The organism is Sphingomonas donggukensis (assembly GCF_023674425.1).
Classification (GTDB): domain Bacteria; phylum Pseudomonadota; class Alphaproteobacteria; order Sphingomonadales; family Sphingomonadaceae; genus Sphingomonas; species Sphingomonas donggukensis.
Genome location: NZ_CP098401.1, coordinates 2,033,512 through 2,048,172, shown reverse-complemented (window position 1 = coordinate 2,048,172; position 14,661 = coordinate 2,033,512). Strand labels below are relative to the sequence as shown.

Annotated in this window: 15 protein-coding genes; 4 read left to right on the top strand and 11 right to left on the bottom strand. The window is 70.8% G+C overall.

The window, feature by feature from the left end; translation table 11 throughout:
- Positions 1–3: 3 nt before the first annotated feature.
- The 9 genes from virB11 to M9980_RS10025 form a co-directional block, all read right to left on the bottom strand.
- On the bottom strand, positions 4–1,020 hold the full coding sequence (gene virB11 / locus M9980_RS10065; protein ID WP_250750095.1) for a P-type DNA transfer ATPase VirB11: 1,017 nt from the start codon (positions 1,018–1,020) through the stop codon (positions 4–6).
- Positions 1,017–2,189, bottom strand: a complete 1,173-nt coding sequence (locus M9980_RS10060; RefSeq protein ID WP_250750091.1) for a TrbI/VirB10 family protein — start codon at positions 2,187–2,189, stop codon at positions 1,017–1,019. Before M9980_RS10060 ends, virB11 begins: the two co-directional genes overlap by 4 nt.
- Complete coding sequence (locus M9980_RS10055; RefSeq protein WP_250750089.1) at positions 2,186–2,896, bottom strand: TrbG/VirB9 family P-type conjugative transfer protein; 711 nt, start codon at positions 2,894–2,896, stop codon at positions 2,186–2,188. The genes M9980_RS10060 and M9980_RS10055 overlap by 4 nt, the downstream gene beginning before the upstream one ends.
- On the bottom strand, positions 2,893–3,702 hold the full coding sequence (locus M9980_RS10050; RefSeq protein ID WP_250750086.1) for a VirB8 family type IV secretion system protein: 810 nt from the start codon (positions 3,700–3,702) through the stop codon (positions 2,893–2,895). Before M9980_RS10050 ends, M9980_RS10055 begins: the two co-directional genes overlap by 4 nt.
- Positions 3,699–4,997 carry a TrbL/VirB6 family protein gene (locus tag M9980_RS10045; protein ID WP_250750085.1) on the bottom strand — a complete coding sequence of 433 codons (1,299 nt, stop codon included), beginning with the start codon at positions 4,995–4,997 and terminating at the stop codon, positions 3,699–3,701. Before M9980_RS10045 ends, M9980_RS10050 begins: the two co-directional genes overlap by 4 nt.
- A complete protein-coding gene (locus tag M9980_RS10040) occupies positions 4,994–7,387 on the bottom strand; it encodes a VirB4 family type IV secretion/conjugal transfer ATPase (protein ID WP_479725553.1) in 2,394 nt (797 codons plus the stop codon). The genes M9980_RS10045 and M9980_RS10040 overlap by 4 nt, the downstream gene beginning before the upstream one ends.
- Complete coding sequence (locus M9980_RS10035; RefSeq protein ID WP_250750083.1) at positions 7,360–7,644, bottom strand: VirB3 family type IV secretion system protein; 285 nt, start codon at positions 7,642–7,644, stop codon at positions 7,360–7,362. The genes M9980_RS10040 and M9980_RS10035 overlap by 28 nt, the downstream gene beginning before the upstream one ends.
- A gap of 6 nt (positions 7,645–7,650) precedes the next feature.
- Positions 7,651–7,974, bottom strand: coding sequence for a TrbC/VirB2 family type IV secretion system protein (locus M9980_RS10030; RefSeq protein ID WP_250750081.1), 324 nt, complete (start codon positions 7,972–7,974; stop codon positions 7,651–7,653).
- A gap of 133 nt (positions 7,975–8,107) precedes the next feature.
- Entirely contained in the window at positions 8,108–8,575 is a 468-nt protein-coding gene (locus M9980_RS10025) for a hypothetical protein (RefSeq protein WP_250750079.1), read from the bottom strand.
- Positions 8,576–8,697: 122 nt separating this feature from the next.
- On the opposite strand from M9980_RS10025, the gene M9980_RS10020 reads away from it, so the two are divergent.
- Together M9980_RS10020 and M9980_RS10015 are read left to right on the top strand one after the other, a co-directional pair.
- The gene (locus tag M9980_RS10020; protein WP_250750077.1) at positions 8,698–9,903 is read left to right on the top strand and encodes a sulfotransferase family protein; all 1,206 of its coding nucleotides are present in this window, start codon (positions 8,698–8,700) and stop codon (positions 9,901–9,903) included.
- Between the two features lie 97 nt (positions 9,904–10,000).
- Positions 10,001–10,597 carry a phage tail protein gene (locus M9980_RS10015; protein WP_250750076.1) on the top strand — a complete coding sequence of 199 codons (597 nt, stop codon included), beginning with the start codon at positions 10,001–10,003 and terminating at the stop codon, positions 10,595–10,597.
- Between the two features lie 55 nt (positions 10,598–10,652).
- Here the strand turns inward: M9980_RS10015 and M9980_RS10010 are convergent, their stop codons facing one another.
- Positions 10,653–10,970 carry a DUF6916 family protein gene (locus M9980_RS10010; protein WP_250750074.1) on the bottom strand — a complete coding sequence of 106 codons (318 nt, stop codon included), beginning with the start codon at positions 10,968–10,970 and terminating at the stop codon, positions 10,653–10,655.
- 71 nt (positions 10,971–11,041) lie between these two features.
- On the opposite strand from M9980_RS10010, the gene M9980_RS10005 reads away from it, so the two are divergent.
- Positions 11,042–11,869 carry a GNAT family N-acetyltransferase gene (locus M9980_RS10005; RefSeq protein WP_250750073.1) on the top strand — a complete coding sequence of 276 codons (828 nt, stop codon included), beginning with the start codon at positions 11,042–11,044 and terminating at the stop codon, positions 11,867–11,869.
- Here the strand turns inward: M9980_RS10005 and M9980_RS10000 are convergent.
- Positions 11,858–13,615 (bottom strand): asparagine synthase-related protein, encoded by a 1,758-nt coding sequence (locus M9980_RS10000; RefSeq protein ID WP_250750070.1) that lies wholly within the window; start codon positions 13,613–13,615, stop codon positions 11,858–11,860. The two genes, M9980_RS10005 and M9980_RS10000, sit on opposite strands and share 12 nt — an antisense overlap.
- Positions 13,616–13,680: 65 nt before the next feature.
- On the opposite strand from M9980_RS10000, the gene M9980_RS09995 reads away from it, so the two are divergent.
- Complete coding sequence (locus tag M9980_RS09995; RefSeq protein ID WP_250750067.1) at positions 13,681–14,592, top strand: NHL repeat-containing protein; 912 nt, start codon at positions 13,681–13,683, stop codon at positions 14,590–14,592.
- Positions 14,593–14,661 lie beyond the last annotated feature (69 nt).

The window sequence follows — 14,661 nt, the reverse complement described above, 5'->3', positions numbered from 1 at the left end:
CTGCTAGCGGGCGGCGGCCTTCGGCAGCAGCACTTCGGCGACGCGGCGGTGTCCGCCGGTGCGTTCGAGCTGGACGAAGACGTCGATCGTGCTGCGGACATAATGGGCGACATCCTCGCGCGTCAGGCGGGTACCGCGCTGGAGCACCAGCAACGCGATCTGTTCGACCGCGCTCTCGGCGCTGTCGGCGTGGACCGAGCTCATCGACCCCGGATGGCCGGTATTGATCGCGCGCAGGAAGGCATAAGCCTCCTCGCCACGCAGCTCGCCCAGGATGATGCGGTCGGGCCGCATGCGCAGCGCCGCGCCGAGCAGGTCGTCGGCGCTCACCCGCGCCTCCCCCAGGTCGCTGCGCGCGGCGAGCAGGCCGACGGCATTGGCATGGCGCAGCACCAGTTCGGGCGTGTCCTCGATCAGGATCAGCCGTTCCTCGGGCGCGATCTCACGCAGCAGGGCGTTGAGGAAGGTGGTCTTGCCGGTCGAGGTGCCGCCCGACACCAGGATGTTGCGCCGCCCGCGCACCGCCGCGCGCAAGACGCCCGCGAAGTCGCCTGAGGCGAGCATCCCCGCCATCGCTGCGTCGCGGTCCGGCGCCGATCCGCCGATCGCGCCCCGCGTGCCCGCGAACGCGCCGCCGGTCGCATAATCGTCGAGCGCGAGGTCGGCGGACACCTGCTTTCGGATCGCGATCGCCATGTCGCCGCGCGTCGCCGGGGGCGCGATCACCTGCACGCGCGCGCCGTCCGGCAGGGTCGCCGACAGCACGGGATGCTCGCGGCTGATGCCCTGGTGCGACAGCGCCGCGATCTGGCGCGCGAGCCGGGTAAGGGTCGCACCGTCGAGCGCGGGGACGTCGTGGCGCTCGGTGGCGCCGCCGATCGTCTCGATCCACACCTCGCCCGGGCGGTTGACGTAGATGTCGGTGACGTCGCCGCGGTCGAGGAACGGGGCAAGCGGCGCCAGATAGCTGCGCAGATATACGCCCGCCGCCGGCCCGGCGTCCTGCGCGGCGACGCTCACTCCGGGTTGCCCACGCCCGTGAAATCCAGGTCGCGCGCGACGAAGATGGCGATGCTGGTGCCGGGGCGCACGGTCAGCGTCGGCTGCGGCTGCTGGTTGGCGTTGCCGAGCAGCCCGCCGCCCTGCACCGATCCGGGCAGGCCCAGCACGACCGAACTGCCCGACGGTCGCGCCAGATTGACGCCGACATCGAGCGCCGACTGGAGGATGGCGGTGCCCAGCCGCTGGAGGAAATGGGTGTTGACCCGGCCCCGCACGCCGCCACGTCCGAGCGTGTCGGCAGCGGGCGAGGCGATGGCGATGGCGACGCCGTCGGGGCGGACCAGCCGCGTCCAGGTGATGATCGCCCGGTTCTGGCCCGGCGCGATATTGGCCGCATATTCGCCGACCAGCCGGCTGCCGCGTGGGATCAGCACGCGGGTACCGTCGAAGCCGCGGACGTCGCGCGACACGATCGCGCGCGAGAAGCCGGCGCGGTTCGAATCGAGCGCGGTTTCCAGCACCGCCGGGATCAGCGTGCCCTGCGGGACGGTGGTCGCCCGGTTGATTAGCCGGGTCGCGGTGGCGCGCGCGGTGGCGGCGGTCGCGCGCGTGCCGTCGGCGCCGGCCAGGAAACGCTGGGTGTCGGGGCCTCCAGCCGGACCGCCGGGGGCCGCATCGCCGCCTTGCGGGCCCGACTGGTCGATCACCAGCACGGGGTCGGCGGAACCGCGCGGGCGATCGATCTGCGCGGGCACCATCGGCGGGGGCGGCAGCTGGACCGGCGGCTGCATCGGCGGCTGCGGGTAGAAGATCTGCGGCTGCCGCGGCTGCTGCACCGATCGCGGCGGCGCGATCGGGGGTTGGGGCAGCACGAACGGGATCTTCGCGGGCGGCGCCGCGACGATCCGCGTTTCCACGGGTACCGGGGCAGGCGGCACATAGAGCGGCGGCGCGTCGCGCCCGGCACTCGCCATGCGATCGGCGGCGGTCGTGCGGACCGCCGGCGTTTCGGCCGCGCGACGGCGCGAATCGAGCAGGACGAACAACAGGATCGCGGCCACCGCGATGCCGATGGCAATGACCGCCATCGACGGCCCGCCTGGCGCCGTCGCGACGACCGGCCGGACGTCGTGCGCGTCGCTCGCGGGCAGGTCCAGCCGCGGATCGCCGGAGGAGGCAGGCGTCATCGCTGTCGTTTCCGCTTCGGGATGTAGCGTTCGGCGGAGGCGGTGCGCCGGTCCTGCCGGAACACATAGTTTCGCGCGATGCTGTCGACGACGATGCTGCCGTCGCGGACGTTGCCGGTGACCAGCGCCTCCTTGCCGTCCGCGCCGATCGCATAGATCGCCGGCAGGGCGGCGCTGGCCGGCCATTCGATCGTGGTCCGCACGCCGTCGTCGCTCATCGCCGCGGGGCGCAACAGCCGATCCCCGCCCAGCCTGTAGCGTCCGCCGGGCAGCGCGACCGGTGCGGGGCCGGTGGCGACGGTGGTGGCGCTGGCCGCGTCGGGAAAGACGAACCGGATCGAGAAGGCGAGAGCCTCAGTCGGGCCGTAAGCGGGGACGAGCTCGAAATTGTACATGCGCAGGTCGGTGACAACGACCATGTTGGTGGTGACGCCCGCGGTCACGGGCTTCACGAACAGATGGTCGCCGCGCTTGTTGGCGGTGACCGACCACGCGCCGCTGTCGCCGACCGCGACGCTTTCGATGCGTTCGTCGCCGCCGAGTGCGATGGTGACCTGATAGCCCGGCGCGGCCTGCACCTGGACGACCTGGTCGGCGCTGTACTCGATCTTCTGAACCCGCGGATCGCCGGGGCCGGGGACGGGGCGCACCTGCGCCGCGATCGGCATGGCGGCGAGCAGCAGCGCGAGGGCCGCGATCGCCTTCACCGGACGGTGCCCCCGGTCACGCGGACGGTGACGCCCGGGGTCGGCGTGGCGACGGGCGTCACGACCGCCTGCAACGGCGACGGTGCGGCGGCGGTCGTGGCGGCAGTGCCCTGCACCTCGGGCGGGGGCAGCGCCTCGGCATTGCGCTGGTACCGCGACACCTCGAACCCCAGCGGATTGACGAAGCGATCCTCCAGCTTCAGCGGCTCGCCCGAATAGCGATAGCGGATCACCGCGACGAAGGCGCGCAGCGGGCCCGCCTGCCCACCCGCATCGCGGCGCTGGGTGTCGAAACGGACGAGCGCCGCGTCGGGGCCGAGCGGCGACACGCTCTTGACCCGCGTCTCGACCACGCTGCTGCGCGGCAGGCTGGCGAGCGGACTGTCGGGGTTCGATGCCTGGACGCCCGCGATATAGCGCGCCCGCGCCGTGCCCTCGGACCATTGCACCACGCGCCGGTAATTGGACTGGAGCGCGGCGATGTCGAAGCTTTCGCGCGCGATGACGTATTGGACCAGGAACGACTGGGTCAGCGCGGTGTCGGGCGCGACCTTCGCCGGGTCGAGCGGGGCGAGCGCCTGGACGAAGCCGGTGTTGCGGTCGACCAGCAGCGTATAGGGCTCGACCGTCTTCAAGGGGGTCAGCGCGACGAGCGCCAGCGCCTCGGCCAAGGCGATGGCGCTGGCGACCCCCGCCACGATCCAGGCGATCCGGCGCGAGCGCGCGACCTCGGCGGCGACGTCCCGCCCCCAGCTGCCGGCTTCTGCATAATAGGCATCGAGCGCCTCGCGCGCCTTTGGTGTCATCGTCTGCTGTCCCGTCGCCCGGCGCTCGCCGATACGCGGTTGCGCGTCCGGCGGCCAAGGCCGTGTCCAAGGGGTGGGGCGGTCGCGCCCGGCGTGTCCCGGGCGAGTGCGGCGGCAGCGGGCAGGCGCGCCGGATCGGGCGCGTCGCTTGCCGCGGGGGCGCCGCCGCTGCTCCCGCGCGCGCCACGACCGGCGAGCGCGGCGGCGACGGCGGCCTCGCGGCGCTGGGTGGCGATGACGGCATCGGCGACCGCGGCGGCGCGGGGGCGATCGGCGGCGGGATCGGTCGCGGGCGCGGTTGCCGGGCGGCGTTCGGCAAGCTGGCGTTCGACATCGCCCGCCCAGCGCGCGGGCGCCTGGCTCCAGGCGTCGGGCAGGCGGAACCCGCCCGCCACGCGCGCCGCGGCGGCGAGCACGCCGAGGATGGTGACCGCGAAGACCAGCATCGCGGCGAGCAGCTCGACCGGCGCGCCGGAAATGCTTTCGTCGGCGACCCGCCGCGCGACGAGCCCCGCGAGCCACGGCTCGACCAGCGCGAGCTCGACGCCCAGCACCAGCGCGACGCCGAACGCACCGATCATGGCCGCCGACAGGCCGCGCAGCCAGCCGGCGAACCACCCGCGCGTGGCATCGAACAGCAGGAACGCGACGAAAACCGGCCCCAGCGCCAGCAGGATCGCCGCGACCAGACGCACGACGACGAGGCTGCCGACAGCCCCCAGCAGAAACACCGCGCGCGCCAGAGCCAGCGCGATCGGCTCGACGACGCCGACCGGCTGTTGCGCGCTTTCGACCACGGTTTCGTTGCGCCCGCCGATGTTGCGCACGCGCATGACCTGTTCGCCGCTGTCCTTCCTGCCGACGCCCAGATCGTTCAGCTGCGCCAGTCCCTGGTCGACCAGCCCGAGCCGCTCGGCCATGCCGCCGGTGGTGCCCGGCAGCCCCGCTGCGCCGCCCACACTCGCGACCAGCTCGGCGGGCGCGCCCAGCACCACGTCATAGGCCAGCGTGCGATACGTCGCCCAGCTGGTCGCGAGCGCCAGCACGATGCCGATCTTGGCGATCGCCACCACCCCGTCGCGCACGCCCGGCGTTTCGCCCAGCATCAGCCGGTATCCGAACAGCGCGACGAACAGCGTCAGCAGGCCGGTGACGACCAGCATCACGCTCGATCCCGGTGCCGCCAGCGCCTGATAGCCGAAGGCCGCGATCGCCCGCGCCTGGCAGTCGATGCCCGTCAGCGCCCCGCCGACGAACGCATCGCCATAGGCAAGGCCGGGGCACGGCGCGCTCATGCGACGTCCAGCAGGTGCGGGATCCAGTCGGCGGGATCGTCCCCGCGCTCGGCGCGAATCGCATCGAGCAGTCGTACCGTGCGCTCGCGTCCCGACAGGATCGTCAGCAGGTCGCGCTCGCCCGACAGGTTCAGCCGCGCGACGACGCTGTCGGCGCCGTGCTTGATGAGGAAGCAATGCGCGCTGTCGGGCAGGCTGCGGATCAGTTCGAATTCATGCGGGGTCAGCCCGAAGCCCTCGATATAATCGACCGCGCGCGCCTTCGGGTTCGCCATGAAGATCTGGGTCGCGGCCTGTTCGATGATGGCACTGGCGATCCGGCTTTCCAGCGCGTCCTGCGCGCTTTGCGTCGCGAAGCCGACGATGCCGTTCCGCTTGCGGATCGTCTTTTCCCAATCCTTGATGCGGCGCACGAACACGTCGTCGTCGAGCGCCTTCCACCCCTCGTCCACGACCACGATCGCCGCCGATCCGTCCAGCCGTTCCTCGACGCGGTGGAACAGGTACATCATCGCCGGGGTGCGCACCGCGGGATCGTCGAGAATCTGGGTCATGTCGAACCCGACCGACAGGCTGGTGAGGTCGGTCAGATCCTCGGGATTGTCGAACAGCCACGCCCGCTCGCCATCGCCCCACCACGGGCGCAGGCGTGCCCAGAGGTCGGCGCCGTGCGGCCGTGCGCCGCCGCGCAGCAGCTCGACCAGATGGCGCAGGCGGCGATGCGCGCGGGGCTGCGCGAAGTTCGCATCGACCGCATCCTTCAGCCGTCCGACCTCGTCGACGTCGGCGCCGCCGGCCAGTACCGCCAGCCAGTCGATCAGGAACTGGCGATGTTCGGGCGCGTCTTCGAGCTGGAGCGGGTTCAAGCCGGAGGCGGCGCCCGGACGCAGCACGTCGTAGCGCCCGCCGATCGCGCGGATGAACAGCTCCGCGCCGCGATCCTTGTCGAAGAACACGATCCGCGGACGGAATTTGCGCGCCTGCGCCAGCAGGAAGTTGAGGACGACGGTCTTGCCCGATCCCGATGGACCGATGACCGTGAAATTGCCGAGATCGCCGTGGTGGAAGTTGAAATAATAGGGCCCGGCAGCCGTCGTCTCGAGCAGCGTGACCGCCTCGCCCCAATGATTGCCATCGGCCTGGCCGACCGGGAAATTGTGGCTGCTCGCGAACCCCGCGAAATTGCCCGTCGAAATGAGGCCGCGGCGCGCGATGTAACGGAAGTTGCCGGGGAATTGCGCCCAGAACGCCGGTTCCAGCGCGATCTCCTCGCGCACCGCGATGATGCCCAGGTCGGACAGCGCGGCCTGCACCTCGGCCAGCCCCTCGTCGACGATCGCGGGGGAATCGCCGCGCACCGCGATCGTCATGTGATGCTCGCCGAAACCGGCGCGCCCGGCGGCGACCTCGTCCTTGGCGCTCGACAGTTCGGACCGGAGGCTGACCGCCTCGTCCTCGGCGGAACGCATCCGCCGCAGCGCCAGGTTCATCCGCGACAGCGCCGCCTGGCGCTCGACGAACGCGAACGACTGGGCGACGGTGACTTCGAAGGGCAGGCGCAGCAGCTCGTCGAGCATGCCGGGCGCGGTCTGGCCCGGATAGTCCTTGATCGACAGCATGCCGGTGAAGCTGCGCCCGCTGCCCGCCGCCGGCGCCAGCTCGATCGTATCCTGCCCGAAACTGACCCTCCGATAGGGCAGATAGGCGCCGATGTCCTGCAGCGGGAGCAGCACCGGGCGCAGTTCGCCATTGTACAGCGTCGAGAAGAATTCGAGCAGTTCGGACGCCGGACCCTGCGGCGTGTCGTAGATGCCGAGCAGGCGGGGCTTATAGGCGCCAAGCGCGGCCAGCAGCGCGTCGCGCGCCTCGTTCAGCTGGCGCAGGTCCTGCGCCTGCGCTGCGGCGGGCGACACCGACGACCGGCCGAGCGTATCTCGCAACCGGTCGAGCACGCCGATCCGCCCTTGGAGCGGGCGGCGCACGATCGTCACGAACAGGTCGTTGACGTACAGCTGCTTGGTCGCGAGCCGCGCCTGCCACGCGGCGTCGAGCCTGGCCGAGAAGTCGTCGGGGAAATCGGGCGACAGCGCGGCATCGATGCGACGGCGCACGACATGGTGATAGACCGCGAAGCGCGACGATCCGATCGCCTGCAACGTCGCATCGCGCAGGCGCTTGCGATAGTTCAGCTCGTCACTGTCGGCGGTTTCGAACAACAGGCCGCCCAGGTGGATGACCTGCATCAGCATGCCGTCACGGGTCGCGACGCTGTGGTCGTCGACGTGACGGGCGTAGGGCAGGTGGCGACCCGCCGGTGCCTCGCGCGCGATCACCACGGGATCGCTGCTCAGCGCCGGGCGCATCACGGACGGTAGGAGTTGCAGCGCCACAACCGGTGGTTGCGCACGCGCGGGCAACGGCTGACGCGGGTGATCCACAGGTCGAAGAAGCGCGGCTCGCCCAGGCACAGCAGAACGCCGACGCCGTGGATCACGAGCGCCGCGAGCAGCACCCAAAGGGAGCGGAAAATCAGGAACAGCTCGGTCGCGATCACGGCGTTGGCGACGAAATAGGTGTAGGTCACGCCCGCGAACATCTGCGGCCGGGTGAGCGCCACGAACACCGTGTCGCGGTCGAGCCCGTTCATCGCCGCTCAGCCCGCGCCGGCGGTCGACTGGATTCCCGCGACGATGCTGGCCGCGCCGAACAGGATAAAGCAGCCGAGGATCACGGTCGCGCCGTAGCGCCAGTTGATCCGCCCGGTGAGCATCAGCAACCCGACCGATGCGATCGCGATCACCGCGACGACAGTGGCGACCGTGCCGAGCAGCGTCCCCTGCAGCCAGCGTACCGCGCCGACGATCGGTCCCGATCCTTGCGGATCGGCCAGCTCCTGCGCGGCGGCAGCAGTAGTCCAGGCCGCCGCGATGACGGTGCCCAGAGCGGCGGTTGCACGGTTGAGGAGGCTGGTCGTCATGTATCGCCCATGTCGCTGTTACGCCGGGAAATTCCGTAGCCCGGCACTCGATCGTGCCGACATCATGCGCCGGTTCGCATGGCTTGCCAACCGGCGTCGTCGCGTTCTGTCCCGGCGTGGAACGCCGTCGCGTTCAGGCGGCGACGACCGCCACCCGGCCGCTGCCGCGGGCATGGCGCTTCAGACGCGGCAGGTCGCGCATCATCGCCGCGACCATCGCCGGCTGGCCGAGCAGGGCCGCACCCTTGTAGGTCGCGGCAAGGTTCGGCGCGATGGCTAGCCAGCCCTGTGCGGCATAGCTGCGCGCCGTCGCTTCCGCGGCGCCGGCGGGCGCCCCGCGCGTCGGCAGGACGACGACGACGTCCATCCCGGTCCGACCGCGCGGCGCCGCGAAGAAACCGTCGATGATGCGGTGGCTGTCGATGGCATATTTTCCGGTGAAGCCGCGTACGTTGCCGCCCGCGACCGCCGCTGCCGCGCCGCTCGCGACGCTGCCGGCGGCGATGCCGGCCACCGGTGCGACTGCACAGCGCCCGATGAAGCCGCGGCGGCTGACCGGTCCGACCAGCGTGTCGACCGCATCGATCGTTGCGTGTGCCATGTCCCCCATCGCCCCCACCTTGCCCGTTGTTGCATGCGCAGCGTAGCGTGCGCCGCGATCTTAGACAACAGGACGTTCAGCATGGTGCGTTACGGACCCCGCCGGCAACGGGCGGGGACACGATGATCGCTTTCGGCGGGGCGGGTGGCGACGATCCGGTGGCGCGCGTGCTGGACGCGGCTGCCGAAGTGCCGGCGTTGCAGGAGCGGCTGGGCGGCATCGCCTTCCCCGATGCATTTGCAGCCGAACTGCTGGCCGTCGCCTCGGAACTGGGGCTCGACCTGGACCCTGCGGCGCTCGCGCGGTCGGGCGCTTCGCGGGCGGTGACCTCCGACGAAGCGGTGCCCCCGCTCGGCTGGCTGCCCGCCAGGTCGGTGGCGACCGGCGGGGCGCCCGCCTTCGACTGGCTGTGGTTCGGATCGGCGCCGGTCAGCGACCCCTTCTATTTCGACGCGGTGAGGCGCCTCGGCTTTCGCCCGTTCGCGCGCGCGACGCGGGTGCGCACCAGCCTCGATACGCTTGTCCGGGGCGCCGCTGCGCACGCGTCGCTGGCGCCTGACGGACTGATCTTTCACCTGTCGCGCTGCGGGTCGACGCTGGCGGCGCAGATGCTGGCAGCGTCATCCGACCATATCGTGCTGTCCGAGCCCGAGCCGCTCGACGCGGTGGTGCGCTGGGCGGCAACGTCGGGCGCGCCGCTGCAGGACCAGGTTGCGGCCCTGCGCGCCATCGTCGCGACGCTCGGTCGCAATCGCAGCGGGACCGCACGCCGGTTCTTCCTGAAGCTGGATGCCTGGCACATCCTGTCGCTGCCGTTGTTCCGCGCCGCCTTTCCAAAGGTGCCGTGGATCTTCGTGTACCGCGAGCCCGAGGAAGTGATGGTGTCGCATGCGCGCGAGCCCGGCCTCCACGTCGTGCCCGGTATCCTGCCCCCGGCGGTGACCGGCATCGCCGGCGACGGTGCCCCGTCGCTGACCGACTATGCCGCGCAGGTGCTCGGTCGCATCATGGGCGCCGCCGTGGACGGGCTGTCGCTCGGCGGCGGCATGCTGGTCCATTACGGCGACATCGGCGCGGCGATGCTGGACGGCGTGCCGGAGCATTTCGGCTTTCGCCCCGATCCGGGCGAGCGCGCCGCGATGCGCGCCGCCGCAGGGCGCGATGCCAAGGATCCCGCACGATCCTTCACCGCCGACACAGCGCTGAAGCGTGCGGAAGTGACCGTGCAGATCGCCGCCGCGGTGGAAGCCCACGCCGCCGCGCCCTACGCCGAACTCGAACGGTTGCGCGCCGACACGTCGCAGGCGTGCGCAGTAAATCGGAAGTAATGATTGTTGACTCGCCTCAACGCGCTGATACGCTCGGACGGTAGATTTCCGCGCGAGCTGCATCGGCGGCAAGCTTTGCTGGATCGGGGGAAGAAAGATGTCTGAGCCGTATATTGGAATGATTGTCTATTTCGGTGGCACATTCAACATCCGCGGTTACCAGAAGTGCCAGGGCCAGTTGCTGTCCATCGCGCAGAATACCGCACTCTTTTCGATACTTGGTACAACCTATGGCGGTAACGGCCAGCAGACGTTCGGACTGCCCGATCTTCGCGGGCGGCTGGCCAAGGGGACGGGTACCGGACCGGGGCTTACCCCTGTTGTCGAAGGACAGATCTCGGGCGTCGAGACGACAGTGCTCAATTCGACCCAGCTGCCGGCGCACAATCACCCGGCGACCTTCACCAACGGCGCGTCGACGCTGACCGCCAACAATATCAAGGGGACGTCGAACGCGCCGATCGCAGGCTATCAGCTCGCGCGCGGCATCGATGGCGACAATGATCCCAACGCGCTGCCGTACATCTATGCGCCGGCAACGCCGTCGACCCCGGTCGCCCTCGGCGGGGTCAATGTCGCCGGGACGGTCACGGTCGGGGTGACCGGGAACAATGCCCCGGTGCCCTTGCTCAATCCCTATCTGGGGCTGACCGCGCTGATCGCGGTGGAGGGCATCTTCCCGTCGCGGAACTGATCCTGTTCGCGTCAACGATCATCGGGGGGCGACCGGCGCGCGGTCGTCCCCCGTTTCAGTTGAAGACGGCCTGGTAATAATGTCCTGTCGGCGCGTGCGGCATCCTGGTGGTCGCCTCGAGATAGATGGCCGCCGGGCCGAAACTGCCGCTGCGCAGCGTGTAGATGCCCGGGCTGAGCAACGCCGTTGCGTCGCTGTGGAAGATCAGCGTGAAGGGCGGCCGCGTGACGAGGCCGCGATCCTTCAGCGGATAGGCCTCGACCAAGGTCAGATCGATGTCCTTCGGCACGCAATGCGCGCGAAAGACCCGCTCGAGCAGCGGCGTGAATTCTTCGAGCACCATCGGGCGCGGCAGGATCTCGTCGGTAGCCATGCGCATGACACTAGCGCGCTCTCGATCACGATCAAGCGATGGCGCAATCCGGTGACAGGGGCGTGCAGGCCATGACGGTTCCCGCCGCCAACGCCGCCGCGATCACCGCCGTCGTCGCTGATAGCGCCCGCGCCGCCACTGATACGGCCGGCGGTCCCGCCGACGACCTGCGCGCCACCGAAGGCGTGGCCGATGCCGGAGAGCCCGGCGCTACGCCGGGCGTCGCGCAGCAGCTTTCGGGCGATCCTCGCCCCGTCACCGGTACCGCCGGCATACCGGCCTCGGGCTTTGCCGACACCGCCCCTTCCGCCAGCGGCGCTCGCATCGATGCCCTTGCGATGGGCGGTGCCGAGGCGCCTGCCGCCCGCGGTCCCGATCCCGTGGTCGATCCGGACGCCGCGTTCGACGTCGCGTTCAGGCGGCGGGCGCCGCGGCTCGATTGCCGCGCCGAAACCCCCGACGATCGCGCGTTCCTGATCGCCCAGTGGATCGCCTGCTCGCCGCTTGCCGACAGGCTGCCGGATGCGATACTGGTGCAGCAGGCCGAGTGGCAGCTCGACGCCCATGCGCATGCGCATCCCCGCGCGATGCGCCGCATCGCGACGCTCGACGATCGCCCGATCGGGCGGATCATGATCGATTGGGACGGACCGGAAAGCTACGGCGTCGATATGGCGGTGCTGCCGGAGTTTCGCGCGACCGGCGTCGGGCTGAACCTGCTGCGCGCGTGGCTGGCGGTGTGCGACCGGCGGGGCCAGGGAGCGTGGACCGAAGCGCTGGCCGACAATCCAGTCGGGCGGATCCATGCGCACTTGGGCTTCGTCGCCGACCCGCCGGATCGCTACGGGTCGCCGGTGATCGCGCTGCGCCGTCCCGTGCGGGCGACGTCAGCCGCCTGAAGCGGGATCGCTGCCGTCACGCCACGCGGCCAGGAATTCGGCGGCGACTGCGGTCGTCTGCGTTTCGTGGCTGTCGCGGGCAGCGTCGCCGGTGCCTGCCGCCAGATCCGCGAGCGCGGCATCCAGCCAGTCGAGGTCGATCCAGTCGTCGATACCCAGCCGTCGGAAATGCGCGATGCGTCCGCGCGCGGCTGGCGCGGCACGGCGCAACCGCAGCGCGTAGTCGGGCGAGATGGCCGGCCCCTTCGGACGCAGGCGGATGCTGTCGGGAAGCCGCCCGCGCATCAGGTGGCGCGCGGGCGCCCGGTCCATGCCCTCGCGCGCGATGAAGGATGCGGGGAAACTCGCGAACAGGCGCAGCAGTTCGACGTCGCGGAACGGCAGTTCCTGCCGCACGCCGCCGACCAGAGCCTCAGTACCGATCGCCGCGACCTTTTCGCGGCCGACGATCGCCGGCCAACGTCCATCGGGCTGCTCCTCCAATATGGCAGGGGCGGGGTGGGCCGCGGCGTCGGCAATGACGTCGGGCAAGGCATTACGCCGATGGGTCGCGAAGCGGACATGGAACAGCGGATCGACATCGGCGGACGCGCGCCCCGCGAGCAGGCTCCGCCCCAGCCGCCCGAGCGTCGCGCGGATCGAGCGCCGCCGCGGGTGCCACAGCTGCTCCATTGCAGAGACCGTGAATTCGCCGAATTGCCCCTCAAGGATCGTCGTCGCGCCCGCCGCGATCGCCTGTCCGGTCAGTGCCGAATCGAGATAATGGCGGATCGCCGTCAGCGGCCCGACCCCGTCCATGCGCATGTGGGGTAGCGGGCGAAACGGATTGTCGTCCGCGCCCGGAACGACCGGGATCAGCCGCACGCCGAGGTGATCGGTGACCATGCGCGCAAACGGCAGTTCGTCGACAAGGCCGCTGTGCGGTGGCGCCGCCGACGTCACGCAGACGAGGCGGGCGGGATCGCCCGCCGCCGCCGCGGCATATTGCGTGACGAGCGACGAATCGAGCCCGCCGCTGAGCATCGATGCGGTGATCCCCGGACCCATCCGGCGCTCGACCGCCGCGCCCAGCACGGCATCGACCGCGACCATCGCGTCCTCGAACGATCCGCGCCACAGGGGCAGCGGATCGCGTGCGGCGCTGCTGCGCACCGTCGTTCCCGATGCGTCGATGACCGCCGACCCGCCGGCGGGCAGCGCGCGCACCCTGGCCAGGATCGTCCGGTCGCCCCGGTGCCTGCGCACGGCGTAGCGCGCGTAAGTGAACATCATGCCCACCGGGTCGAGCGTGCGTCCGATCCAGTCGATCCGCGCGAGTGCGGCGATGTCAGGAGCAACCGCCACCCGCGGCCCGTCGACCGCGTAGAGCAGCATGTCGCGACGCCCGGCGGCGCACATCACGGTCACGCCGCGGCTCGCGTGCCAGTCGAACAGCGACCATTCGCCCGGCATGTCGCGCGGCGTATCCGCGCCGAAACGGTCGAGCGCGACCCGCGCCAGTCGGGCGAGCGGCATGTCGCGCGCGACGCCCAGGCGATCCGCCAGCGCGCAGGCGTCGTCGAGCCAGCCGACCAGGATGGTGCGCCGCTCGCCGTCATCCGCCGCGCTCACGGCGTCCGGCGTGGCGGGATCATGGCCACGCGCCGCGACCGGACCGCCGTCGCCGGTCAGCCCGATCGCGCGCGCGTCCTCCGGCGCGATCGGCGCGTCCGACAGGTCGACCAGCGCATAGATGCCGCTGCGCATCACGCCGCGCGCGTCCGGTGCTGTCGGTGGTTGACCACGCCGCCGCGGTCGGTCACCCCGCCGCGATGGCCGCGCCCAGCTTTCCCGAACGCCGTATCCGCGCCGCCATGTCGGCTCATGCCTATGCGACCGACACGGTACGGCTGGCCGATACCGACGTGCGCGGATTCGATTGTCTGGTCGCATCGCGCCAAGGCGTGTTCGCGGTCGCGCGTGACGAACGGGTGCGCCGTGTCGCGCACGGATTTTTCTTCGGCGTGCGGCGCCACCGCGACGCCATCTATCTGTTCGAAGCCTGCGACCGACCGAGCGAGCCCAGCAACCGCGGGCGCATCGTCCGGCTGACACTGGCCGACGGGCAGCTGGAATCGCCGGTCGTTCTGGTGAAGGGCCTCGACAATCAATGCCATCAGGTCGGCGTCGTCGACGACGCGCTGTGCGTGGTCGATACGCGCAACCAGTGCGTGCCGCGCTTTACGCTGGACGGCGCTCCGATCGACGTGCGCCACCCGATCGCGCCCGGAACCGCCGGTGTAGGCGACGCCTGCTACCGCCATATGAACGGCATCGCCGTGATCGACGGACAGGTCGCGGTGATGCTGCACAACGGCCTTACGGGTGCGAACCGGCGCAGCGAGCTGGTGCGGCTCGATCCGCAGTGGCGAGAGGTGGCGCGCGAAACGCTCGACGGTCACGGCTGCCATGATATCGTCGTCGATGCCGACGGCACCGTCTGGCATTGCGGATCGCTGGAGGGGACGCTCATCAATTCGACCGGGCTGAAGGTGAAGGTGTCGGACCGAATGACCCGTGGCCTGGCGATCGCGCCGGATGCGATCATCGTCGGCGCGTCGTCTTATGGCGACCGGTCGGTGCGCGACGAACTGGACGGCGAGGTCGTGTTCCTCGACCGGCGGCTGGGCGTCGAAGCCCGGGTGGTCGTGCCGGGCGCGCCGACCGACCTCATCCTGCTGTAGGATCGGCGCGCCGGCGCCGAATCGCAGGTGCCGCCCGACGCATGCGCCTGCGCACAAAAGTAGAGGCGA

What these genes read in the sequence shown, in the direction of transcription:
- M9980_RS10060 (WP_250750091.1), bottom strand. Translation starts at nt 2,189, where the DNA reads ATGACGCCTGCCTCCTCCGGCGATCCGCGGCTGGACCTGCCCGCGAGC.
- M9980_RS10050 (WP_250750086.1), bottom strand. Translation starts at nt 3,702, where the DNA reads ATGACACCAAAGGCGCGCGAGGCGCTCGATGCCTATTATGCAGAAGCC.
- M9980_RS10045 (WP_250750085.1), bottom strand. Translation starts at nt 4,997, where the DNA reads ATGAGCGCGCCGTGCCCCGGCCTTGCCTATGGCGATGCGTTCGTCGGC.
- M9980_RS10035 (WP_250750083.1), bottom strand. Translation starts at nt 7,644, where the DNA reads ATGAACGGGCTCGACCGCGACACGGTGTTCGTGGCGCTCACCCGGCCG.
- M9980_RS10030 (WP_250750081.1), bottom strand. Translation starts at nt 7,974, where the DNA reads ATGACGACCAGCCTCCTCAACCGTGCAACCGCCGCTCTGGGCACCGTC.
- M9980_RS10025 (WP_250750079.1), bottom strand. Translation starts at nt 8,575, where the DNA reads ATGGCACACGCAACGATCGATGCGGTCGACACGCTGGTCGGACCGGTC.
- M9980_RS10020 (WP_250750077.1), top strand. Translation starts at nt 8,698, where the DNA reads ATGATCGCTTTCGGCGGGGCGGGTGGCGACGATCCGGTGGCGCGCGTG.
- M9980_RS10015 (WP_250750076.1), top strand. Translation starts at nt 10,001, where the DNA reads ATGTCTGAGCCGTATATTGGAATGATTGTCTATTTCGGTGGCACATTC.
- M9980_RS10010 (WP_250750074.1), bottom strand. Translation starts at nt 10,970, where the DNA reads ATGGCTACCGACGAGATCCTGCCGCGCCCGATGGTGCTCGAAGAATTC.
- M9980_RS10005 (WP_250750073.1), top strand. Translation starts at nt 11,042, where the DNA reads ATGACGGTTCCCGCCGCCAACGCCGCCGCGATCACCGCCGTCGTCGCT.
- M9980_RS10000 (WP_250750070.1), bottom strand. Translation starts at nt 13,615, where the DNA reads ATGCGCAGCGGCATCTATGCGCTGGTCGACCTGTCGGACGCGCCGATC.
- M9980_RS09995 (WP_250750067.1), top strand. Translation starts at nt 13,681, where the DNA reads ATGGCCGCGCCCAGCTTTCCCGAACGCCGTATCCGCGCCGCCATGTCG.